A 21047-nucleotide genomic window follows, 5' to 3' on the forward strand; every position below is an offset into this window, starting at 1 on the left:
TAGGCTGGCTCGTATGAGCGATTCGGAATGGTTCGACGCGGTACGCAAAATTTTGAACCGCTCACATGTCTGGACCCCGGAAGACATCCCGCGCAGCGTCAACGCCGCCCTCGCCGGTCTCGGCGTCCAGGTGCGGATCTGGCTGATCGACCACGAGCAGGCGGCGTTGCGGACCCTCCCGGACACCGGCCGGATCCTGCCGGTCGACGACTCACCGGCCTTCACCCTCGTGACCAGCCGGGTGGACGGCGACCGGCTGTGGGTTCCGATGGTGGACGGCACCGACCGGCTCGGCGTCATGGAGTTCTTCCCGGCCATCCCCGCCGTGGCGCGCTGCGAGATGATCGCCGGCCTGGTCGGTCATCTGATCGCCACCGTCACCGAACGGGGCGACCTGATCGAGTCCACCCGCCGCACCCGGCCCATGTCGCCCGCCTCCGAGCTGCTGTTCCGGCTGCTGCCGCCGCTGACCTCGTGCACCGACCGGGTCGTCACCAGCGCCGTCCTGCAGCCCTGCTACGAGGTCGGCGGCGACGGCTTCGACTACGCCCACGACGACACCACGGCCGGTCTGCTGATCCTGGACGCGGTCGGGCACGGGCTGCGCGCCGGCCTGGTCTGTGCCGTCGCGCTGTCCGCGGTCCGCGCGGTCCGCCGCGCCGGGGGCGGCCTCGCCGAGCAGGCCCGGGCCGCCGACGCCGCCCTGCTGGAACAGTTCCCGGACAGCCGGTTCGCCACCGCGGTCCTCGCCGAACTCGACCTGGAGACCGGCCGCCTGCGCTACCTCAACGCCGGCCATCCGGCCCCGCTGCTGCTGCGCGGCGGCACGATGGTCCGGGAACTCGCCGGCGGCAGGCGGCTGCCCCTCGGGATCGAGGACGACGCCGAGATCACCGAGGAGACCCTGGAACCGGACGACCGGCTGCTGTTCTACACCGACGGCGTCACCGAGGCCCGCGCCACCGACGGCAGCCGGTTCGGCCTGTCCCGCCTCGTCGGCCTGGCCCAGAGACACGAATCCGCCGGCCTGCCCGCCCCGGAGACGCTGCGCCGCCTCGCCCGGGCCGTCCTCGAGCACCAGGATGGCCCGCCCGCCGACGACGCCACACTGCTGCTGGTCCAGTGGTCCGCCTCCGCCGTATCGAATACTGTCCCGTGGGCGGAACAGACGGTGCGAGAGGATTCGACCAGGTGATGACGGACCATACCCTCACGGTCACCACGAGGACGGTGGGCGAACGTGTCGCGGTGCTGTCCGTCGCCGGTGAGATCGACCGGGACAACCGGGAGGTCCTCGCCGCCGCCGCCGACGACGCCCTCGGGAAAGGCCGCCACCTGCTCGTCCTCGACCTGACCGGGCTCGAGTTCTGCGACTCCAGCGGCCTCAGCCTCTTCGTCGACCTGCACCGCCGGACCGGGGCGCTGGACGGCGGGCTGTGGCTCGGCGGGGCCCAGCCGCTGGTCACGACGGTCATCCTGGCCACCAGCCTGGACCGCCTGCTACGGCTGCACCCGGCCGCCACCGGGGCCGTCGACGCGGCGCTCGCCGCGGCGGACGGCTGATGCGGATCGACTGCCACCAGCATCTCTGGCCACCGGCGCTGGTCGAGGCGCTGCGGGCCCGCGACACCTTCCCCTACCTGCGGGACTGGACGCTGTACCTGCCCGGGGAGAACCCGTACCCGGTGGATCCCGCGGCGCACGACGCCGTGCGGCGGCGCGACCGGGAGATCAGCGAGGGCACCGGGCGCGTCCTTCTCTCCCTGTCCAGCCCGCTCGGGATCGAACACTTGCGGGGTACGGGCGGAGCCGCGCTGATCGACACCTGGCACCGCAGCGCCCTCGCCCTGCCGGACTTCTTCCACATCTGGGCGGCCGCATCGGTGACCGATCCCGACCCGGACGCCCTGGGCCGGGTGCTGACCCGGGACCGGATCGCCGGCCTGCAACTGCCGGCCACCGCACTCGGTGACCCGGCCGCCATCGAACGGCTGTCACCGCTGCTCACCGTCCTGGAACGGGCCGGGAAGCCACTGCTCGTGCACCCCGGGCCGGCGCTGCCCGCAGAGGGCGCGCTGCCGGACTGGTGGGCGGCCGTCGTCCCGTACGTCGCCCAGATGCACCGCTCGTGGGCCGCCTGGCACGTCGCCGGCCGCACGCTGCACCCGTCGCTGCGGATCGGGTTCGTCGCGCTGGCCGGGCTCGCCCCGCTGCACCACGAACGCCTCGCCGCCCGCGGTGGCGCCCTCGGCACGCCCGACCCGAACGTGTTCTACGAGACCTCGTCCTACGGTCCGGACGCCATCGAAGCCCTGATCAGGGTCGTCGGGGAGAGCACGGTCGTGCACGGTTCCGACCGGCCGTACGCGCAGCCGCTCGACCCGGCCCGGTTCCCCGCCGCCCTCTTCGGCGCCAATCCGCGGCGCCTTCTCGCCTAGACTCACCGGTCATGGTCGCTGCGGAACTCGTCGAAGTGCGTCCGGGGATCCACGCGTGGGTGCAACCGGACGGCTCCTGGTGGCTCAACAACGCCGGCGCCGTCTCCGGCGGCGGCGACCTGCTGATCGTGGACACCTGCGCGACGGAGACCCGGTCCCGGCGGTTCCTCGGCGCGCTCGGTGCGGCCACCGGCGGGCGGGCGCCGAAGTTCGCGGTCAACACCCATCAGCACGGCGATCACACGTACGGCAACAGTCTTCTCCCGGACAGCACGGTGCTCATCGGGCAGCAGCATATGCGGGAAGGCCTGCGGGTCGACCCGATCATCGACGGGTGCCCGCCGTTCTGGGAACCGGTGCCGGACTGGGGCGCCGTCACCCGCCGCCTGCCCGACCTGGCCGTCGACCGGTCCCTGACCGTCCACCTCGGCGACCGGCGGGTCGACCTGCGGCATCCCGGCGGCCCCGCGCACACCACCGGCGACCTGATCGCCTGGGTTCCCGGCGAGCGGGTGCTGTTCACCGGCGACCTCGTGTTCGCCGGCCTGACCCCGCTGGTCTTCATGGGTTCGGTTCCCGGCGCGCTGGCCGCGATCGACTGGCTGGCCGCCTTCGAGCCGGAGGTGCTGATCCCCGGCCACGGCCCGATCCTGACCGGCGACGACATCCCCCGCGTCCTGGACGAGCACCGCCGCTACTACCACCTGGTCGAACAGGCCGGCGCCGACGGCCTGGCCCGCTCCCGCACCCCGCTGGACGCGGCCCGCGCCGTCGACCTGGGCGAGTTCGCCACCTGGGCCGACGCCGAACGCATCGTCCTGAACCTGCACCGCGTCTACGCCGACCACCACGGCACCCCGTTGGACCTGACGGCCGCCTTCAGCGACGCGGTCGCCTACCACGGCGGCCCCCTCCCCACCCACGTCTGACCCGCCGCCGGGCGCGAACTCGGCCGGGACGGCACGGCACGCTGGCCGGCCCGTGCTTCAATATCGCGCATGACCTGGCTCTCGGTCGCCGGGCGGTTCCGCCGGGACGAGGCGGCGTTGCTGCGGGCCGTCGGTGCGCTCGATGCGAGCCGGCGGCCTACGCGGTACGGCGTACCGAAGCCAAACGCCGTGGCCACCGCATCCCGCACCCCCGCGACCGCCGTCCGCGCGGCGACGTCTGGTACGGCGACCGGGCCCCGGCGGCCCGGTTCGCCCTGAGTCACGTGCTGCGGCGCACCGCCGAAGGCCGGCCGGTGCGCGGTGAGAGAGCCGACCCGGAGGCACTCGCCGAGGCGGTAACCCCGGCTGGTTCTCACGGCTGTCTCACCGCCCCCGAGACAGCCGTGAGAACCAGCCGGGGTCTGCGGTAACTCCATCGAACCGGCTCATCGCCATCACGGTTTCCGCACAAACGGCCGGTAATTTCCCGGCCATGAACCGGGAACGGGATGTGACGAGGCCGCGGATCGTCGTCGTGGCGGCCGGGATGCTCGCCGGCGGAGGCGCGCTGATCGTGGGGGAGGCCTGGCGGGCCGCGGAGCGCCTCCTCCTCGGGCTGGCGTTCGAGGAGCAGATGCAGGGCTGGCAGGGGAGTGAGTTCGGGCTGGTCCGGGCGGTCGGGGCGGCCGGTGCGGGGTTCGCCGCGGTGGATCTCGCGGGGGCGGCGATAGGGGCGGCGGCCGGGTGCTGCCTGATCCTCGCCGGGCTGTTCACCGTCTTCGGGCACAACTGGGCGCGGGCGGCCGGCTGGGTCCTCGGGGTTCCGGTGCTCCTGTGGTGCGGTGTGCTGCTGGTCTTCTACGCCGTCGCCGGGGTGCCCGCGGAGGATCCGGCGGAGGCGTGGCCGTACTGGCTGGACCATCTCGACATCGTGCTGCTCAGCGGCGGCGCGGTCCTGCTGATCGCCGCACTGATCTGCCAGACGGTGCCGAGGGCCGACACCTACTTCCGGACCCGCCGGCAGGCCCCGGCCGACGACGGCACCCTCACCGAACTGCTCACGAACTGTGGTCGACCACAGTAGATCCTGAGCTGCGCCCCATGGGTTCGGCAGGTGCCGCTCCCTAGCGTCGAGAGCATGATTCTTGCTGATGGGGGCGGTATCGCCGACTGGGCCGTGACGCTGATGGAGAGGCTCGGCGGGCCGGGCGCGGGACTCGCGATCGCCTTGGAGAACCTGTTCCCGCCGTTGCCGAGTGAGGTGATCCTGCCACTGGCCGGGTTCACCGCCAGCCGGGGTGAGCTGAGCCTGCTCGGCGCGCTGTTCTGGACCACGTTCGGGTCGGTGGCCGGGGCGGTGGTGCTGTACGGGCTGGGCGCCTGGTTCGGCCGCGACCGGATGCGGGCGGTCGCGGCCCGGTTGCCGCTGGTACGTCTCGCCGACGTGGACCGTACCGAGCAATGGTTCGCCCGGCACGGCGGCAAGGCCGTCTTCTTCGGCCGGATGATCCCGATCTTCCGGAGTCTCGTCTCGCTGCCGGCCGGGATCGAGCGCATGCCGCTCGGCCGGTTCCTGCTCTACACCACCGCGGGCAGCCTGATCTGGAACACCGTCTTCGTCGTCGCCGGTTACCTCCTCGGCGAGAACTGGCCGCTCGTCGAGAGGTACGCCGCGGTCCTGCAACGCGCAGTGATCCTGGTCGTCGTGGCCGCCGTGGCCTGGTTCATTGTCACCCGGCTGCGCCGCGCGACAATGCATCGATGAGTGCTCTGATCCGGCCGGCTCTCATGGCTGTCTCGCGGGTCGTGGGACAGCCATGACGGCCAGCCGAGTAATGCGGCAGTTCGCGGGAGTCGCCGCCGGGGCGGTGACCTGGGTGGCCGGTGCGGGGTTCCTGCTGGGCGCGGGATTGTCGCTGTCGGTCGCGGTTCTGGTGCCGGGGCTGCGCGACCGGGTCCGGGCCGGGGCGCGGTGGCTGGCGCTGGTGGAGCGGAGGCGGGTCAATCGGCTGCTGGACGCGGGGGTGGACGGTCCGGTCGATGGGGATCGGGCGGTCTTCTACCTGGCGGGCCGGGTCGGGGTCGGGCTGCTCGCGGCGGTGGTGTGGTTCCTGTTGGTGCTCGGGGTCGGTACGGCGATCATGGTGCTCGCCGACTGGGTGGCCGGGCGGGCGTTCGACGGGATCGAGCCGACCCTGTTCAACATCGTCTATCTGACGTGTGCCGGGGCGATCCTGCTGTTCCTGAACGTGCAGGGCATCCTCGCGGTCGCGCGGATAGAACGTTCGTTCGCCCGGCGGTTGCTGGGTCCGGGCCGGAATGCGGCCTACGAACGGCGGATCGCCGAGCTGTCGCATGCGCGGGCCGAGGTGGTGGCGGCGGTCGACGCGGAGCGCCGTCGTATCGAGCGGGACCTGCACGACGGGATCCAGCAACGGCTGGTCGCTCTGGGCATGCTGCTCGGCCAGGCCCGCCGCCTCACCGAAAGCGCCGGCACGGCGGGAACGGACAGCGGAGGCGAGAGCGGCGGGGAACGCGCGGGCGGCAGGAACTTGGCGGTGGAGGAGCGGGTGACGGCGCTCGTGCGGCAGGCGCACGAGGAGGCGGCGGATGCGCTCGCCGAGTTGCGGGAGGTGGCGTGGCGGGTGTTCCCGGCGGCGCTGGACACGGGTGGGCTGGCCGCCGCGCTGGAGATGGTGGCGGACCGATCGCCCGTGCCGGTCGAGATCGCCGTGGAACTCGGGCCGGAGCCGCTGCGGGAGGTGGAGACGGTGGCGTACTTCGTGGTCTGTGAAGCGGTGACCAACGCGGTCAAGCACTCCGGCGCGCACCGGATCACCGTGCGGGTGGCGCGGGACGGCGCCGCGTTGCGGGTGACGGTGGACGACGACGGGAGCGGGGGCGCGGACCCGGCGGGTGGCGGGCTGACCGGGCTGGCGCGGCGGGTCGAGGCGATGGACGGGCGCTTCCGGGTCGTCAGCCCGCCCGGCGGCCCGACGGCGATCGAGGCGGTGCTGCCGTGCGGCTGATGCTCGCCGAGGACTCCGCGTTGTTACGGGCCGGGCTGGAACGCCTCGTCACCGACGAGGGCCACGAGGTGGTCGCCTCGGTCGGGGACGCGGACGCGCTGCTCGCGGCGATCGCGGCCGGACCGCCGGACGTGGTGGTCGTCGACGTGCGGATGCCGCCCACCCACACCGACGAAGGGCTGCGCGCGGCCCTGGACATCCGCCGCCGCTGGCCGGAGGTCGGGGTGCTGGTGCTGTCCCAGTACGTCGAGCGCCGGTACGCCTCCGAACTGCTCGGCAGCACCGCCTCCGGGGTCGGGTACCTGCTGAAGGACCGGGTGGTACGGGTCGGGGAGTTCCTCGACGCGCTGACCCGGGTCGGTGCGGGCGGCGCCGCCTTCGACCCGGAGGTGGTGCGGCAGCTGCTGGCCCGCCCCGCGCACGCCGACCCGCTCGGCACGCTGACCCGCCGTGAGCGTGAGGTGCTGGACCGGATGGCGCAGGGACAGACCAACGGCAGGATCGGCCAGGAACTGTTCATCTCGCAGAGCGCGGTGGAGAAGCACGTCAATGCGATCTTCGAAAAGCTGGGCCTCACCACCGACGGCGGTTACATCAAGCGGGTGCTCGCCGTGCTGCGGCATCTGGGCGGGTGAGAACTCAATTCCTGGGCCGCCCGGAACGGGGCGGCCAGCCTTTGTCCGGGGTCAGATGGGGCGGCCATGACTCATTGGCCGGAACCTCTGCCGCACGGAGCCGGCTGACGTATTTCTTCTCGTTCACCGGCCAGTGGACCTCCCGGTCACGCTGCTGTCGTGTCCTGTTCACGTGCGTTCCCCCGATTCAGTCGCGTACTCCATCGTGACGCGTCTGTGAAAGAACGGACAATCGAATCAAGGACTGCGATGGCGTACGCCCGGAGAATGGCACGCCGGGATCACCGCAAAAGGGTGATCCCGGCGTGTGGTGACCGGTCAGTCGTTGTCGTCGGCGGTCTTCGTGACGACCGTGAAGGTGGCGTCCAGGTCGACGTCCCACTCCTTGCCGGCGCTGTCGCGGACCTCGGCCTCGTAGCCGTCGCCGGACGCCTCCACGTCCAGGACGGTGCCGCCACCGACGGCGTCGCGGGCGGCGGTCTCGGCGGAGGCGCGCTGCTCGGCGGTGAGCGCGGGGCCGGCCTCGTCGTCGTCGGCCTCCTGGGACAGCACCTTCAGGTCCTTGTCGAGGACCACGCTCACCTCGGCGCCGTCGGCCTTGCGGATCTCCACCTCGTACGCCTCGCCCTGGTCGTCGCTCTGCTCCACCTCGACGACGGTGCCGGGCACGGCCTGGAGCGCGGCGTTGGCGGCACGGTCACGGTCGGCGCCGGACACCTCGTCGGCGCTGGCCGCGGTCGCCCACACGGTGCCACCGGCGCCCAGCGCGGCCACGACGGCCACTCCGGCGATGATGACGCGCTTGCTGCGGAGCTTGGCGGTGTTCATCGGCTTGCTGCCTCTTTTCGATCGGGAACATCCGGTACGCCTGACAGCGTGCGCCTGGCCTCCTGAAGCTCACCTGAACGCGGCTGAACGGGTTTTCAGGAACCCGGTGCCACGGCGGGTAGCCGTACCAGAAATCTGGCTCCTCCCCCCGGGGCGACCGTGACCGAGACCGCCCCACCGTGCGCCACCACGATCTCCCGCACGATGGCGAGGCCGAGGCCGCTGCCGCCGGCGTCGCGGGCCCGCGCCTCGTCCAGGCGGACGAACCGTTCGAAGACGCGTTCCCGCTGGTCCTCGGGGATGCCCGTGCCGTCGTCGTCGACCGTCAGCTCGACGCCGTGATCGGTGGGACGGACCGTGATCGCGATCGTCGCGGCGGCGTGCCGGGCCGCGTTGTCGGCGAGGTTGCGCACCACCTGGGCCAGCGCGGCCTGATCGCCGCGGACCCGGCCCGCCCCGACGCCGGTGGTGTCGACGGTGAGTCCGGCCCGGCGCAGCCGTCTCGCCTCGGCCAGCGCCAGATCGTCGAGGTCGACGTCCTGCGGTGGGTGGGCCCCGGCGCCGCCGGTACGGGTGAGCAGCAACAGTTGGCCGACCAGGCGTTCCATCCGGCCGGACTCCTCCAGCACCGCCTCGGCCAGCTCGCCCTCCGGCAGCGCGCCGGGATGCGACCGGGCCACCTCGGCGGCCTGCCGGATGCCCGCGAGGGGGGACCGCAGCTCGTGCGAGGCGTCGGCGACGAACCGCTGCTGCCGGTCGCGGGAGTCCTGGAGGCGGGCCAGCATCCGGTTCATGGTGCGGGCGAGGCGGTGGATCTCGTCGCGGGACGGCGGCTCGGGGACCCGGCGGTCGAGGCGTTCGCCGGTGATCTCCTCGACCTCGCGGCGGATCCGTTCGACCGGGGCGAGGGCGCGCGTGACGACCAGCCAGACGATGCCGCCGATCAGGATCAGCACCACCGGCACGCCGATCAGCAGCGGCGGGACGAGGGCCTCGGTGGCGTCGTCGACCTCCTCCAGGGAGGCGGTGACCCGGACGGTGTAGTCACCGGCTCGCTCGGTGACGGTGAGGGTGGGGTCCTCGTCCGGCTCGTCCGGTTCCGGGGAGGACGCGACGACCTGGCCGGTGGCGTCGCGGATCTCCCAGCTCATGTCGTCGTCGAGCCGGACCCGGCCCGGTGTGGCGGGCCCGATCTGTGCGGCGGCGGCCGAGGCACGGGCCTCCGCCGCGGACGCGATCCCGTCACGCAGCGTGGCCCGGGTCAGCAGCACCAGCGCGATCGCCCCGCCGGTCAGCGCCACCGCCATCACCAGCACCGCCGCGATCGTGGTCCGCCACCGGACCGATGCCCGCTCAACCACCGTCGCCCTCCAGCCGGTAGCCCGCCCCGCGCAGCGTCTGGATCGCCTCCCGGCCGAACGGGCGGTCGATCTTGTTGCGCAGGTGCCTGATGTAGACCTCGACGATGTTCGGGTCGCCGTCGAAGTCGACGTCCCACACCGCCTCGAGGATCTGCCGTTTCGACACCACGTCACCGGCGTTGCGGGCCAGGAAGTCCAGCAGTGAGAACTCCCGCGCGGTCAGCTCGATCTCGGTGTCGCCGCGCCACACCTTCCGGGCCGCCGGGTCCAGGCGCAGGTCGCCGGCGGTCAGCTGGACCGGCCGTTCCCGGGCGCCGCGCCGGGCCACCGCCCGCAGCCGCGCCACCAGCACCGGGAACGAGAACGGCTTGGTCAGGTAGTCGTCGGCGCCGGTGTCCAGGCCCTCGACCTGATCCCATTCGCCGTCCTTGGCGGTGAGCATGACGATCGGCGTCCAGTCCTTCTCGGCGCGCAGCGTCGCGCAGACCTGGTAGCCGTTGAGGCCCGGCAGCATCAGGTCGAGAACGATCACGTCGTAGTCGTTCTCCCGGGCCATCCACAACCCGTCGGTGCCGTCGGCGGCCACGTCGACGGCGAACCCCTCGGCCTCCAGGCCGGCCCGCACCGCCCAGGCGAGCCGTTTCTCATCGTCGACGACCAGTACACGCATCCGGTCATCCTCGCGGGTCCCGGCTGAACGCTTGCTGAAACTCAGCGCCACGGAGTGTCGTTGCGGAACGGGAACTGCATCCGCACCCCGTCACCGACCGGCACGACGATCGTGGAGTTGCTGGCCGACCAGGTGTCCGGGATCAGGAACATCCGGTCGCCGCCGATCCCCTCGGGCGGTGTCACCAGCAGGCTGACCTGGACGCAGTCCCTCCTTCTCCTCCTCCGGGGCCTGGCCGCCGTTCTCGGTCGTCGGTTCCGTCGCGGTCCACGAGGTTCCGTTGGCGGGCGGATCCGAGCCGGCTTCCGGGCTGTCATCGCCGCAGCCGGCCGGACCGATCAGGGCCAGAGCGACCAGGAAGACGAGGCTTCTTCTGATCGGCATGACGCCCTCGCTCTCACCCCTGACGCTAACCGCGGAACAGCTGTTCAGCGCCGGTGTGTCGGAAGTCCGCGGCCGGGGCATTTACATTCTTCCTCATGGCAACCGTCGCGTTCTTCGCGCCCGCCGCCGCCGGGCACGTGAATCCCACCCTGGCCCTCGCCGCCGAGCTGGTGCGCCGCGGGCACCGGGTCACCTACGCCACCACGGCGACGTACGCCGAGCGGGTCGCGGAGACCGGCGCCGAGGTCGTGCCGGTCACCTCCACCATGGAGAGCCGCGGCGGCCGGGTGCCGCAGATGCACGGCAAGGAGTTCGTCCTGGCGATGAACATGCTGTTCGGCGAGACCAGATCGATGCTGGCCCAGTTGCGCGACGCCGAACGTCCCGACCTGGTCGTGCACGACGGCACGATGGGCTGGTGGGGCCGGATCCTGGCCGGGCGCTGGCGGGTGCCGTCGGTGGAGGTGTGGCCCAACCTGGTCAGCAACGAGCACTGGTCGATGGCCGAGAAGTACACCACGGTCAACCCGCTGAGCCCGCGGTTCCTGCTCACCGCCGTCCGTCTGACCGGTTACCTGCGGAAACAGGGCGTCACCGGCGACCTGCAGGGGTTCATGCGCGGCGACGGCGCGGCGATGCGGTTGGTGACGATCCCGCGCGCGTTCCAGTACGCGGGGAACACCTTCACCGACCGGTACGCGTTCGTCGGCCCGCTGCTGTCCGAACGCGCCTTCCAGGGCGACTGGGAGCCGTCCGGGGACCTGCCGGTGCTGCTGGTCTCGCTCGGGACCGCCTACAACGCCAGGCCGGAGTTCTTCCGGACCGTCCTGGCGTCGGCGGCCGGCCGGCCCTGGCAGGTGGTGGTGGCCGCCGGCGGCGTGGACCCGGCCGCGCTCGGGACGGTGCCGCCCAACGTCGAGGTGCACCGGCACGTGCCGCAGCTGGCGGTGCTGCGGCACGCGCGGGCGTTCGTCACCCACGCCGGGATGGGCAGCGTCATGGAGGGGCTGCGCTTCCGGGTGCCGATGGTGGCCGTGCCGCAGATGGCCGAGCAGCGCGCCAACGCCGACCGGATCGCCGAACTCGGGCTCGGCGCGGTGCTGCCGCCGGAGCAGGTCACCGCGGACGGCCTGTGGCGAATGGTCGAGGAGGTGGCCGGTTCCGGCCGGATCCGGGAGCGCCTGGACGGGATGGCGGAGGAGACGGCCGCCGCCGGAGGGGTCCCGGCAGCGGCCGACGCGGTCGAAGCGGCGCTGGTCACCGGCCGGACGTGAACTCCGCTGTCCGGTACGCCTCGTACCCGATCACCGCGGGGATCCGGACGTTCAGCTTGCCGGCGGTCTCGGTCAGCATCTGCTCGTTGCCGAGGAGCCGCCCGGTGGCCGGATCGATGATCAGCGTGTACCGGCTGGGCAGGCCGCCCATGTCGGACAGCAGCGAGAACGCCTGGCCCGGCCGTCCCAGCCGGTCGGTGACGACGCCGTCGTAGGTGAGGCCGGGCAGTGCGGCGACCGTCCGTAGCACCGCGGCCTGCACGGCGGGGGTGAGCACCCGTTCGCGGGCGAGGTCGGTGACGGCGACGATGGTCTCGGCCGGCCCGTTCTCCACCGGATGCCCCTGCCGCAGCCACGCGGTGATGCCATTCACCGGCGGCTTCTCCCGCCACATCACCGGGAATTCGCCGGCCCGGTACTTCTCGGTGTGGTCGAGATCGAACAATCCGGGCATACCGTCCAGGAGCCAGGCGACCTTCCCGTCTTCCGGAATGTCATGGCCGGTGATCTTCCGTCCGGAATCATCGGGGGCCCGCCATGACTCGGTACGACCGGGCACGACGGCACTGCTGACCAGATCGCCGTCGACTCGTGTCCACAGATACCAGGACTGGATGACCAGGTGTTCGTGGTCGCCGCTCCCGGGTGGTGGGGCGGTGGCGGCCCGGTCGGCGATCGCGTTCAGCTGTGCCGCCGCGTCACCGCCGCCGCCCGAATACGCCAGCAGGGGAGGAGTGACGGCGAACGCGGGCTGTGGCCGGGGCGCGAGGAAGTAGGCCAGCAGCAGGGCCAGGACCGCCGCGACCGCCACGACCAGGCGGCGGCGCTTCCTCGCCGGCCGGGGCTGCGCGGAGGCCAGGATGCGCCGCAGATCGGCCTCCTGATCGGGAACGGCGACGAGGGGCGGGCCCGCCGCGGGGTCGAGGGATTCCAGGATCCGGGTGACGTTCACGCGAGCTCTCCCTTCAGAGCGGCGGAGGACGGGGCCGGGGCGATCTCCCGGCGCAGGCGGGCACGGGCGCGGTGCAGCCGCATGGCGAACGCCGGGACCGAGCAGCCCATCGCCCGCGCCGCCTGCCGCAATGTCAGGCCCTCCCAACTGACCAGGCGCAACGCCTCGGCGTCGGCGTCCGGCAGCCGGTCGAACGCGGCCGCCACACTCAACCGGCTGGCGACCGTGTCGGTGTGCCCGGCCACCCGGACGGCGAGGGACGTGCGGCGTTGCGCGCCCCGCCGCTCGTTGGCCAGCACGTGCCGGGCGGTCCCGTACAGCCAGGGCAGGGGATCCGGCGGCACCTCGCCGATCCGCCGCCACGCCACCAGGAAGACGTCGGCGGCGACGTCGCGCACGTCGGCGTCCTCGATCCGGCGCCGCACATATCTCTCGACAGCCGGATAATGCTGCCGGTACAGCCGCGTGAAGCGGTCCTCAAAGTCGTCCATGTGCCCTCACACCCTGTCTGTGTCCGGCACGCCGGTCGGCTTCACACCCGATTCCGATTCTCGGCCGGTCCTGTCGGCGACGACACTCCACCGGTAGGCGGAGTTGATCGCCCGGCCGCTGCCTCTAGGGTCGTGGGCCGGTGCAGGTGCGCGATCGGTGAGGGCGGTGGGAGACGTGGTCCGGGTGGTCGTGGTCGACGACGAGGCGCTGGTACGGTCCGCGTTCAGCCTGATCCTGAACGCCGCCCCGGACGTCGAGGTCGTCGCGGCCACCAGCGGCGCGGGCGCGTTCGCCGCCGTCGTCGAGCACCTGCCGCACGTGGTGCTGCTCGACATCCGGATGCCGGACGTCGACGGCCTGACCGTGCTGCGCCGGATCCGGTCGCTGCCCGAACCGCCGGTGGTGGCGATGCTGACCACCTTCGACGCCGACGAGTACGTGCTCAGCGCCCTCGACAGCGGCGCCGCCGGGTTCCTGCTCAAGGACACCGACCCGGAGGACCTGGCGCAGCTGGTGCGGACCCTGTCGGCCGGCGGGCTGGCGATCTCCTCGAAAGCCTCCCGGACGCTGCTGCGCAACCTGCCCGGCGAGGCGCCCTGCCGGTTCGACACGCTCACCCGCCCGGAGCGGGACGTGCTGCTCATGCTCGCCGAGGGCCTGTCCAACGCCGAGATCGGGGTCCGCCTGCACCTGGGCACCGGCACGGTCCGCGAACACGTCAGCGCGCTGCTGGCCAAACTGCGGGTGGCCAGCCGGATCCAGGCGGCGCTGCTCGCCCAGCGCGCCGGGCTGCTGGACGCGGCCCGATGAGGCAACGGGCCATCGACGTCGGCCTGATCGGGCTGGCCGCCCTGGACATCGGGGTCGACCTGTGGAGCGACGCGCCGGTCAGCATCGCCTCCGGGGTGGTCGGCTGCGCGGCCCTGCTGCTGCGCCGCCGCATGCCGCTGACCGCGTTCCTGCTCACCCTGCCGTGCGCGCTCCTGGAAGCCGCCCTGGTCGCGCCGTTCGTCGCCCTCTACACCCTGGCCGTGCAGTCCCGGGACCGCCGCCTGCTGGCCGTCTGCGCGACGATGTTCGCCCTGGCCCAGGCCGCGCCGTCGCCGTTCCAGGACGACCCGGTGATCGACTCGGACACCCTGGTCTACCTCGCCTACGGTGTCGCCACCGCCGCCGCGCCGGTGCTGCTCGGCCAGCTCGTGCTCACCCGCCGCGACCTGTCCCAGCGGCTCGAGGAGATCGAGGAGGTCAAGGAGCACGAACGGGTCCTGCACGCCCAGGCCATCCTCGCCCAGGAACGCGCCCAGCTCGCCCGCGAGATGCACGACGTCGTCTCGCACCAGGTCAGCCTGATCGCCGTACAGGCCGGGGCACTGCAGGTGGCGGCCCCCGACGGCCCGTCCCGCGAGGCCGCCCGCACCATCCGGGCGCTGAGCGTCGGCACCCTCGACGAGCTGCGGACCATGGTCGCCCTGCTGCGCGGCGCCGGCGACGACACCACCCAGCTCGCCCCGCAACCCACCCTCGCCGATCTGAAAGCCCTGGTCACGGGCAGCGGCATCGAGGCTTCACTGACGGGAGACCCCGACCTCACGGTGGGCACGCCCCTTCAGCGAGCCCTTTTCCGTACGGTTCAGGAAGCGCTCACCAACGTCCGCAAACATGCGCCGGGCGCGACCGCCACCGTCGAACTCTGGCGCGACGGCGGGACGGTCGGCGTCACCGTCACCAACACCCCGCCGACCCGCCCGGCGCTGCCCCTGCCCGGCGCCCACCAGGGCCTGGTCGGCCTGCAGGAACGCGCCGACCTGCTGAACGGCAGCCTGGAGTCCGGCCCCACCTCCGGCGGCGGTTTCCGGGTCCGGATGAGCCTGCCGGTGAACTGACCGGCACCTCCCGCACGTTTCCCCCGGTGATGGAGACGATCACTTTCGCGCTGGCCGCCGGACTGCTCGCGGCGTTCAACCCGTGCGGCTTCGCGCTGCTGCCCTCGTTCCTGGCGCTGCTGGTGGCCGGGCCCGGCGGCGTGTGGCGGGCGCTGCGCCTGTCCGCCGCCATGACCCTCGGCTTCGTCACCGTGTTCGGCCTGCTCGGCGTGGTGCTCAGCCTCACCACCGTGCCGATCCAGCGGCACCTGCCCTGGGCGGCGGTGGTGATGGGAGTCGTTCTGGTGCTGCTGGGCGGGTGGTTGCTGTCCGGGCGGGAGCTGGGGGTACGGCTTCCGCGGCTGGCCGCCGGGTCCCCTTCACATTCCCTTCTCGCGCTGTACGGGTACGGCGCCTCCTACGCCGTCGCATCCCTGTCCTGCACGATCGCGCCGTTCCTGGCCGTCACCGGCCTCGTTACGGGCGCCGCGGACATCTCGACCGGAATCGGCGCCTTCCTGGCGTACGGCGTAGGCATGGGGTTGATCGTCGGTCTCCTGGCCATGCTGGTGGCCCTGGCACGCGAGGCGACAGTGCGCCGGACCCGCGCCGCGCTGCCCTGGATCTCCCGGGTCAGCGGCGCGTTCCTGCTGCTCGCCGGTCTCTACGTCACCTATTACGGCTGGTACGAACTGCGCCTGCTGACCGACCGGACCGCCCGTCACGACCCCATCGTCACCGCGATGCTCGGCGCCCAGGGCGCCGTCACGACCTGGCTCGACACCATCGGCATCGGCTGGATCGCCGTCGCGTTCGCGGTGATCGTGGTCGCCTCGTCGGCTGTCACGGTGGCCCGGCGCGCCCGAGCCTGACCCGGCTTCCTCCTACTGATCAGAATCGGAGGCCGGCCCGGTCGGCGACGATCTCCGCGCGGACCAGTTCGAGGAGCCGCCCGATCCAGTTGCGGCCCTCCAGTCGGCCAGGTGATGCGCCGACGCCCGTGCGCCCGCAGTGAGCTCGGTGGCGACCCAGCCGCTCGCCAGTTTCGCCCGGAGCCCGTCCAGATCCATCCAGTCCCAGCAGTAGATCGCGCCGTCCGCGAAGATCAGCAGGTCGGTCAGGAAGTAGTCCCCGTTGCGGATGAAGACATGCCGCCAGGTGCCCTCGATCCGTTCCCCGTCGATGACCCGGGAGGTCCTGTTCTGCGCCACCGGGCGAGCCTAGTGGCTCTTGCCGGGGGAAAGGGTTGCCGGTGGGGCTGCTGCCCGCCATCATCCGGCTGTGCCGGATCGAGGACAGCCTTCATGACCGTACGGGTGACAGCCGCGCAGCGCCCGGGAAGCCCGGATCGTCCGGGTCGGGCCCGCACTGTTGTTCTCGGCAGTGTGGCCGTCGTGCTCGACGGGCCCCGAGGCGACGCGCTGTCGCTGTCCTTGCGGGACCCTCTGACCGAATCCGCCTGGACCGACCTGGTCCGGGCCGCCGCCGCTCCGGTTTCGCCCGGTCCGGCGGCTGCCGGTGGCGCGGCGGTCTGCCGGTGGACCGACGCGGTGATCGAGGTGCTGGTCGCCGGGGGCGCGACCGCGTTCGTCGGTACCCGGGACGGCCGGTTCCACCGGCTGGCCGTGGAGGGCGTCCGCGGGTGGCCGCGTGCCGACGTCGCCACTGTTCTCCTGATGAACGACGGGGTCGCCGCCGTCACCGGCAGCCTGAGCCGGGACGGATTCCCTGAGACGCACGACATCCTGGAACTCGTCGCGGACGGCGGGGCGCAGGCGCTCGTCGATCACGTCCATGCGGTCGAGAGCACCGATCCGCGATGCCTGCGCCGGCCACGCGCCAGACCGCACGACGACAAGGCCGCCGTCTTCGTGGTGACCGAGGCGTTCCCTTCGAGCGACCGCATCCAACCGCCCCACTCCACCCTCCGGAGGGCCTACCTGGCGCTGGCCAGGCACGATTTCGACGCGGCGGCGGACCTCTTCCGGGCGGTCGCCGTGGCCACCGAGAACGCGCCCCTGGACGACGAGGGCCTGTGCCACGCGCACTTCGCCGCGGGCAACGGGTACGCGACGGCGTTGGCCGGCGCGGGCCGCCTCGACGAACTGATCGGACTCGCCGCCCTCGGCCACTCGATGGCGCGGCGGCAGCTCGGCGTGCGGCTGTATGCCGACGGCCGGGCCGGGGACCTGCGGGAACGGGCTCTCGCCGGCGACACCCTTGCCCTCTATCTGCTGATCCGCCTGCTGCGGCTGCGGGGCGACGACGCCGCCGCCCGGGAGGCAGCCGAGCGGATCGCGCCCGGCAACGAGCACGCCCGGCGGATCCTCGACGAGCCGCGCTCGTCGCTGCCGTCAGCGCCGGAGTACGACCGCTTCCGCGACCAGTTCTGATCAGCCGTTCCGGTCCGGGTGCCGCTCCCACCGCCGTCGTGACGGTGAAAGCGGCACCGTGCGGGTCAGGACAGGACCTCGTCGATGCTGTCGGCGCGCCAGTTGCGCAGCAGCTCGTGGAAGACCACCGGGCCCGGGCCGAACGAGAAGTTCACCGGGCGCGGATTGCCCTCGCCGTTGTAGTAGCCGGGCGTGCATTCGGCCTGGAAGTTGAAGTTCTTCGGGGCCGTCTCGAAGATCGTCTGCGCCCACGCCTCCTCCGCCTCCGCCGTCGGCTCGATCCGCTTCGCGCCCTTGGCGTTCGCTGCGGCGACCAGCGCGCCGATGTGGATCGCCTGCTCCTGCAGCACGTGCACGAAGTTGACGGCCGCCGCGTTCTGCAGGGCGCCCAGGTGGAACAGGTTCGGGAAGCCGTGGCTGTAGAAGCCGTGCAGCGTCCGCGGCCCGTTGCGCCAGTGGCCCAGCAGCGGCATGCCGCCCCGGCCGGTGACCGGGAGGGTCCCGGAGACGACACCGGAGATGCCGACCTCGAACCCGGTCGCGAAGATCACCACGTCGACCTCGAACTCCTCGTCACCGACGACGATCCCGGCCGGGGTCATCCGGGTGATGCCGCCGTGGTCCGCGGTGTCGACCAGCGTCACGTTCGGCCGGTTGAAGGTCTGCAGGTAGAAGTCGCTGAACGTGGGCCGCTTGCACATGTAGCGGTACCACGGCTTCAGCTTCTCCGCCGTCTCCGGGTCCTCGACGATGCCGGCGACCCGCGCCCGGATCTCGTCCATCTTCCGGAAGTCGGCGATCTCGTCGAGGTACTCCCGCTCCTCCTCGGAGATCGTCGGGTCGAGGGTGCCGGTGAGCATCTGCCGCTGCAGGCGGGCGGTGGCCGTCCAGCCGTCGTCGATCAGGTCCACGTCGACGTGCCCGCCGGTGACGAGGTTCAGGAAGTTCTCCATCCGCTCCCGCTGCCAGCCCGGCTTGACGCTGTCGATCACCGACTGATCGGTCGGCCGGTTGCCGCGGTAGTCGACGGTCGACGGGGTGCGCTGGAACACGTACAGGTGCTCGGCGGCCTCGGCCACGTGCGGGATGGCCTGGATGCCGGTGGCGCCGGTGCCGACCACGGCGACCCGCTTGCCGGCCAGGCCGGTCAGGTTGCCGGACTGGTCACCGCCGGTGTACCCGTAGTCCCACCGGCTGGTGTGGAACGTGTGCCCCTGGAACTCGTCGATGCCGGGGATGCCCGGCAGCTTCGGCTGGGTCAGCGTGCCCGACGAGATCACCACGTAGCGGGAGGTGAACTCGTCGCCGCGGTCCGTCTTCACGGTCCACTCGGCGGTCTCGTCGTCCCAGGTCAGCTCCACGACCCGGGTGTGGAACATGGTGTCGTCGTACAGCTCGAAGCGCTTCGCGATCGCGATGCAGTGCTGCCGGATCTCCTCGCCCGGCGCGTACCGCCACTTCGGCACGTAACCGACCTCTTCGAGGAGCGGCATGTAGACGGTCGCCTCGATGTCACAGTGGATACCGGGGTAGCGGTTCCAGTACCACGTGCCGCCGAAGTCGCCGCCCTCGTCGATCATCCGCAGGTCACGGACGCCGGCCTCACGGAGCTTGGCGCCGCTCAGCAGGCCACCGAACCCGCCGCCGATCACCGTCGCCTCGACCCGGTCCCGGACCGGCTCGCGCTCCTGGAACGCCGTGTACGGATCCTTGGCGTAGTAGCCGAACTCGCCGGCCGCACGCTGGTACTGGGTGGCCCCGTCCGGCCGGATGCGACGGTCACGTTCGGCCCGGTAGCGGGTGCGCAGGGCCTCCAGTTCCGCGGCGCTGAAGCGATGGGGCGAGCTGGGGATGGTGGGGGACATGCTGGGCCCTTCCGCGTGGTTCGTCCGGTGCGCAGATCCGATCAAGCGCCCAATTTAAAGCAACTGCTTGAACTTGTGGAGAGCGCGGGGGTCCGATGTGGGCGGTCCGCTTGCGGTTAACCCGTTGTTCTCCGTACGGGGGGTCAGGTCACGGGCGCTCGATACAGTCCCTCCAGGGCGTCGATGAGGCTGGTCGCGGTCGCCTCCCAGACGGGGCGGGCGTCGGCGCGGGCCGGCATCGTGCGTTCCCGCTGGGCGCAGAAGTGCAGGATCAGCGTGTGTGCCATGTCGTCGCGTTCCGCCTGGACCTTTCCGGTCAGCGCGGGCAGCTGCCGGTGCAGGCCGCCGAACACGGCGTGCAGGGTGGGCGCCTCGGCGACCTCGGCGGCGGCCAGCTCCCGCAGGTTCGGCTCGGTCATCAGCTGGGCGGCGAACCGGGCGTACCAGCTGGGGTTGCCGAGGTCGGCCAGGTGGTCGGTGATCGGCCGGACCACACAGGTCACCCAGTCCCGCAGGCGGGTGCTGTCCCGGTGCTGCCGCAGCAGCCGGCGCCGGATCACATCGGTCGGTTCCGCGTGCCGCCGGATGATCTCCCGGACCAGATCGTTCTTCCCCCCGAAGTGGTAACCGACGGCGGCGTTGTTGCCCTGCCCGGCCGCCTCACTCACCTGCCGGTTCGACACCGACGCCACACCGTGCTCGGCGAACAGCCGCTCCGCGGTCTCCAGGATCCGGACCCGGGTGCTCTCCACCTGCTCGGTGCGCGCCTTGACGTGACTCATGCTGGGCTCCGGTCCTCTGTGTCCCGTACAGGATAGGAGTGCCGTGAATCACGCTCGCGGGGGTCACCTTCCCCTTCGCCCGGCTTCCGATCGCCCTGTCCGTAATGCGGTGCCCGGGGCCCGGCGGCCAGGGCGTCGCCGAGGCCGGTCCGGCGGTAGAGCACCGAGCGGCCCGCGCGGGCGCGTTCCACCAGGCCGGATCGGTGGAGGACGGCCAGGTGGTCGCCGACCGCGCCGACGGCCATGCCGAGCGCCCGGGAGAGGTGGCTCGTGCTCGCCGGGCCGGCCAGCATGGTCAGGATCAGCGCGCGGGACCGGCCGATCAGCGCGGCCAGGTGTTCCGGCGCCTGCGGCGGGCCGTGCTCCAGCAGGGTCGCGACGCCGCGTGCGGGGTAGACGATCGCTTTCGGCCACGGCTCGTCGGCGAAGACGGCGTACTCCGGCCAGATGAAGACCGACGGGACCAGCAGCAGGCCCGCGCCGCCGAGATCGGTCGCCCCGCCCGAGCGGCCCACGAAGTCGATGCCGCCGTCCCGCCAGCGCACCTTCGGATGCAGCCCGGCCAGGGCGGCGGCCCAGCCGGCCCGGCCGAGGTCGGCGGAACGGTGCACGACGTCGCGTTCACACAGCAGCCGCAGGCGCGGCCAGTCGGCGGCGAGCAGGGCCGTCCATGCGGCGTCGAGGAAGACGGCGAGCCGGTCGAGCATGTCCGCCGAGGTCAGGAAGGTGCGGGCGGCCTCGGGCATGCGGTGGCCGAGGTAGAAGTCGAGTTCCTCGCGGACGCCGCCGGCCGGCGCCGCCCGCAGCGCCGCGAGATCGTCGCCGATCGTCTGGCCGAGCCGCTGCGGTGGCGGGCAGAGGAACGTCGCCCCGGACACCTCGGTGTGCAGCGCGAGGATCGCGGCGAGCGCCGGATCGTCGCGCAGGGCCGCGAACCCGGGCCGCAGCCGGGACAGCCACGCCTCGGAGACGCCGCGCGGGTGCGGGCCGGCCAGCGCGCGGATGAGACTGAGCAGGTCGAAGACGGGCGACAGGGCGAACCTGGTCCGCAGCAGATCCTCCGCACCGGCCACGAACCGCAACACGCCCCGACCTTACGTCACACGGCGAAACATTGGTGACCGGCGGCGGCCCGCCCCGATGCTGGCGC

At 72.3% G+C, this 21047-nt stretch carries 23 protein-coding genes and 1 pseudogene; 14 read left to right on the forward strand and 10 right to left on the reverse strand.

Annotated features, from left to right (window positions below):
* Positions 1–13: 13 nt before the first annotated feature.
* The 9 genes and pseudogenes from ACZ3II_RS10695 to ACZ3II_RS10735 all read left to right on the forward strand — a co-directional run bounded on the left by ACZ3II_RS10695 (position 14) and on the right by ACZ3II_RS10735 (position 7031).
* A complete protein-coding gene (locus tag ACZ3II_RS10695) occupies positions 14–1195 on the forward strand; it encodes a PP2C family protein-serine/threonine phosphatase (RefSeq protein ID WP_465517381.1) in 1182 nt (393 codons plus the stop codon).
* Positions 1195–1563: an STAS domain-containing protein gene (locus ACZ3II_RS10700; RefSeq protein ID WP_465517382.1), complete on the forward strand. Its 369-nt coding sequence runs from the start codon at positions 1195–1197 to the stop codon at positions 1561–1563. Before ACZ3II_RS10695 ends, ACZ3II_RS10700 begins: the two co-directional genes overlap by 1 nt.
* The gene (locus tag ACZ3II_RS10705) at positions 1563–2438 is read left to right on the forward strand and encodes an amidohydrolase family protein (RefSeq protein WP_465517383.1); all 876 of its coding nucleotides are present in this window, start codon (positions 1563–1565) and stop codon (positions 2436–2438) included. The genes ACZ3II_RS10700 and ACZ3II_RS10705 overlap by 1 nt, the downstream gene beginning before the upstream one ends.
* A gap of 11 nt (positions 2439–2449) precedes the next feature.
* Complete coding sequence (locus ACZ3II_RS10710) at positions 2450–3367, forward strand: MBL fold metallo-hydrolase (protein WP_465517384.1); 918 nt, start codon at positions 2450–2452, stop codon at positions 3365–3367.
* Positions 3368–3436: 69 nt separating this feature from the next.
* Complete coding sequence (locus tag ACZ3II_RS10715) at positions 3437–3646, forward strand: hypothetical protein (RefSeq protein ID WP_465517385.1); 210 nt, start codon at positions 3437–3439, stop codon at positions 3644–3646.
* A gap of 214 nt (positions 3647–3860) precedes the next feature.
* Positions 3861–4451, forward strand: coding sequence for a hypothetical protein (locus ACZ3II_RS10720; protein WP_465517386.1), 591 nt, complete (start codon positions 3861–3863; stop codon positions 4449–4451).
* A 54-nt stretch (positions 4452–4505) separates the two neighbouring features.
* A pseudogene (locus tag ACZ3II_RS10725) lies at positions 4506–5117 on the forward strand (DedA family protein); the annotation flags it as partial.
* An 85-nt stretch (positions 5118–5202) separates the two neighbouring features.
* A complete protein-coding gene (locus ACZ3II_RS10730) occupies positions 5203–6396 on the forward strand; it encodes a sensor histidine kinase (protein ID WP_465517387.1) in 1194 nt (397 codons plus the stop codon).
* Positions 6387–7031: a response regulator gene (locus ACZ3II_RS10735; protein ID WP_465517388.1), complete on the forward strand. Its 645-nt coding sequence runs from the start codon at positions 6387–6389 to the stop codon at positions 7029–7031. Before ACZ3II_RS10730 ends, ACZ3II_RS10735 begins: the two co-directional genes overlap by 10 nt.
* 318 nt (positions 7032–7349) lie before the next feature.
* Here ACZ3II_RS10735 and ACZ3II_RS10740 read toward each other — a convergent pair whose 3' ends face one another.
* From ACZ3II_RS10740 to ACZ3II_RS10755, 4 genes are all read right to left on the reverse strand, one after another.
* The gene (locus ACZ3II_RS10740) at positions 7350–7859 is read right to left on the reverse strand and encodes a PepSY domain-containing protein (protein ID WP_465517389.1); all 510 of its coding nucleotides are present in this window, start codon (positions 7857–7859) and stop codon (positions 7350–7352) included.
* A gap of 95 nt (positions 7860–7954) precedes the next feature.
* The gene (locus ACZ3II_RS10745; protein WP_465517390.1) at positions 7955–9220 is read right to left on the reverse strand and encodes a sensor histidine kinase; all 1266 of its coding nucleotides are present in this window, start codon (positions 9218–9220) and stop codon (positions 7955–7957) included.
* Complete coding sequence (locus tag ACZ3II_RS10750) at positions 9213–9890, reverse strand: response regulator transcription factor (RefSeq protein ID WP_465517391.1); 678 nt, start codon at positions 9888–9890, stop codon at positions 9213–9215. The genes ACZ3II_RS10745 and ACZ3II_RS10750 overlap by 8 nt, the downstream gene beginning before the upstream one ends.
* A gap of 41 nt (positions 9891–9931) precedes the next feature.
* On the reverse strand, positions 9932–10075 hold the full coding sequence (locus ACZ3II_RS10755) for a hypothetical protein (RefSeq protein WP_465517392.1): 144 nt from the start codon (positions 10073–10075) through the stop codon (positions 9932–9934).
* 294 nt (positions 10076–10369) lie between these two features.
* Here ACZ3II_RS10755 and ACZ3II_RS10760 point away from each other — a divergent pair, with 294 nt between their 5' ends.
* Positions 10370–11548, forward strand: a complete 1179-nt coding sequence (locus ACZ3II_RS10760) for a macrolide family glycosyltransferase (RefSeq protein WP_465517393.1) — start codon at positions 10370–10372, stop codon at positions 11546–11548.
* Here the strand turns inward: ACZ3II_RS10760 and ACZ3II_RS10765 are convergent.
* Both ACZ3II_RS10765 and ACZ3II_RS10770 read right to left on the reverse strand, forming a co-directional pair.
* A complete protein-coding gene (locus ACZ3II_RS10765; protein ID WP_465517394.1) occupies positions 11532–12500 on the reverse strand; it encodes a CU044_5270 family protein in 969 nt (322 codons plus the stop codon). The two genes, ACZ3II_RS10760 and ACZ3II_RS10765, sit on opposite strands and share 17 nt — an antisense overlap.
* Positions 12497–12991 carry an RNA polymerase sigma factor gene (locus ACZ3II_RS10770; RefSeq protein ID WP_465517395.1) on the reverse strand — a complete coding sequence of 165 codons (495 nt, stop codon included), beginning with the start codon at positions 12989–12991 and terminating at the stop codon, positions 12497–12499. Before ACZ3II_RS10770 ends, ACZ3II_RS10765 begins: the two co-directional genes overlap by 4 nt.
* A gap of 157 nt (positions 12992–13148) precedes the next feature.
* On the opposite strand from ACZ3II_RS10770, the gene ACZ3II_RS10775 reads away from it, so the two are divergent.
* From ACZ3II_RS10775 to ACZ3II_RS10785, 3 genes are read left to right on the forward strand one after another with little or no spacing between them, the layout of a single operon-like run.
* On the forward strand, positions 13149–13802 hold the full coding sequence (locus ACZ3II_RS10775; RefSeq protein ID WP_465517396.1) for a response regulator: 654 nt from the start codon (positions 13149–13151) through the stop codon (positions 13800–13802).
* Positions 13799–14878 (forward strand): sensor histidine kinase, encoded by a 1080-nt coding sequence (locus tag ACZ3II_RS10780; protein ID WP_465517397.1) that lies wholly within the window; start codon positions 13799–13801, stop codon positions 14876–14878. Before ACZ3II_RS10775 ends, ACZ3II_RS10780 begins: the two co-directional genes overlap by 4 nt.
* Before the next feature lie 29 nt (positions 14879–14907).
* A complete protein-coding gene (locus tag ACZ3II_RS10785; protein ID WP_465517900.1) occupies positions 14908–15729 on the forward strand; it encodes a cytochrome c biogenesis CcdA family protein in 822 nt (273 codons plus the stop codon).
* A gap of 12 nt (positions 15730–15741) precedes the next feature.
* Here the strand turns inward: ACZ3II_RS10785 and ACZ3II_RS10790 are convergent, their stop codons facing one another.
* Positions 15742–16068: a DUF7638 domain-containing protein gene (locus ACZ3II_RS10790; protein ID WP_465517398.1), complete on the reverse strand. Its 327-nt coding sequence runs from the start codon at positions 16066–16068 to the stop codon at positions 15742–15744.
* 93 nt (positions 16069–16161) lie between these two features.
* On the opposite strand from ACZ3II_RS10790, the gene ACZ3II_RS10795 reads away from it, so the two are divergent.
* Positions 16162–17250: a hypothetical protein gene (locus ACZ3II_RS10795; protein WP_465517399.1), complete on the forward strand. Its 1089-nt coding sequence runs from the start codon at positions 16162–16164 to the stop codon at positions 17248–17250.
* A 65-nt stretch (positions 17251–17315) separates the two neighbouring features.
* Here ACZ3II_RS10795 and ACZ3II_RS10800 read toward each other — a convergent pair whose 3' ends face one another.
* From ACZ3II_RS10800 to ACZ3II_RS10810, 3 genes are all read right to left on the reverse strand, one after another.
* Positions 17316–19115, reverse strand: a complete 1800-nt coding sequence (locus ACZ3II_RS10800; RefSeq protein WP_465517400.1) for a flavin-containing monooxygenase — start codon at positions 19113–19115, stop codon at positions 17316–17318.
* Between the two features lie 143 nt (positions 19116–19258).
* Positions 19259–19897, reverse strand: a complete 639-nt coding sequence (locus ACZ3II_RS10805) for a TetR/AcrR family transcriptional regulator (RefSeq protein ID WP_465517401.1) — start codon at positions 19895–19897, stop codon at positions 19259–19261.
* Complete coding sequence (locus ACZ3II_RS10810; protein WP_465517402.1) at positions 19894–20982, reverse strand: ArsR/SmtB family transcription factor; 1089 nt, start codon at positions 20980–20982, stop codon at positions 19894–19896. The genes ACZ3II_RS10805 and ACZ3II_RS10810 overlap by 4 nt, the downstream gene beginning before the upstream one ends.
* Positions 20983–21047 lie beyond the last annotated feature (65 nt).

The sequence above is a fragment of the Actinoplanes sp. NPDC019969 genome (assembly GCF_055562375.1).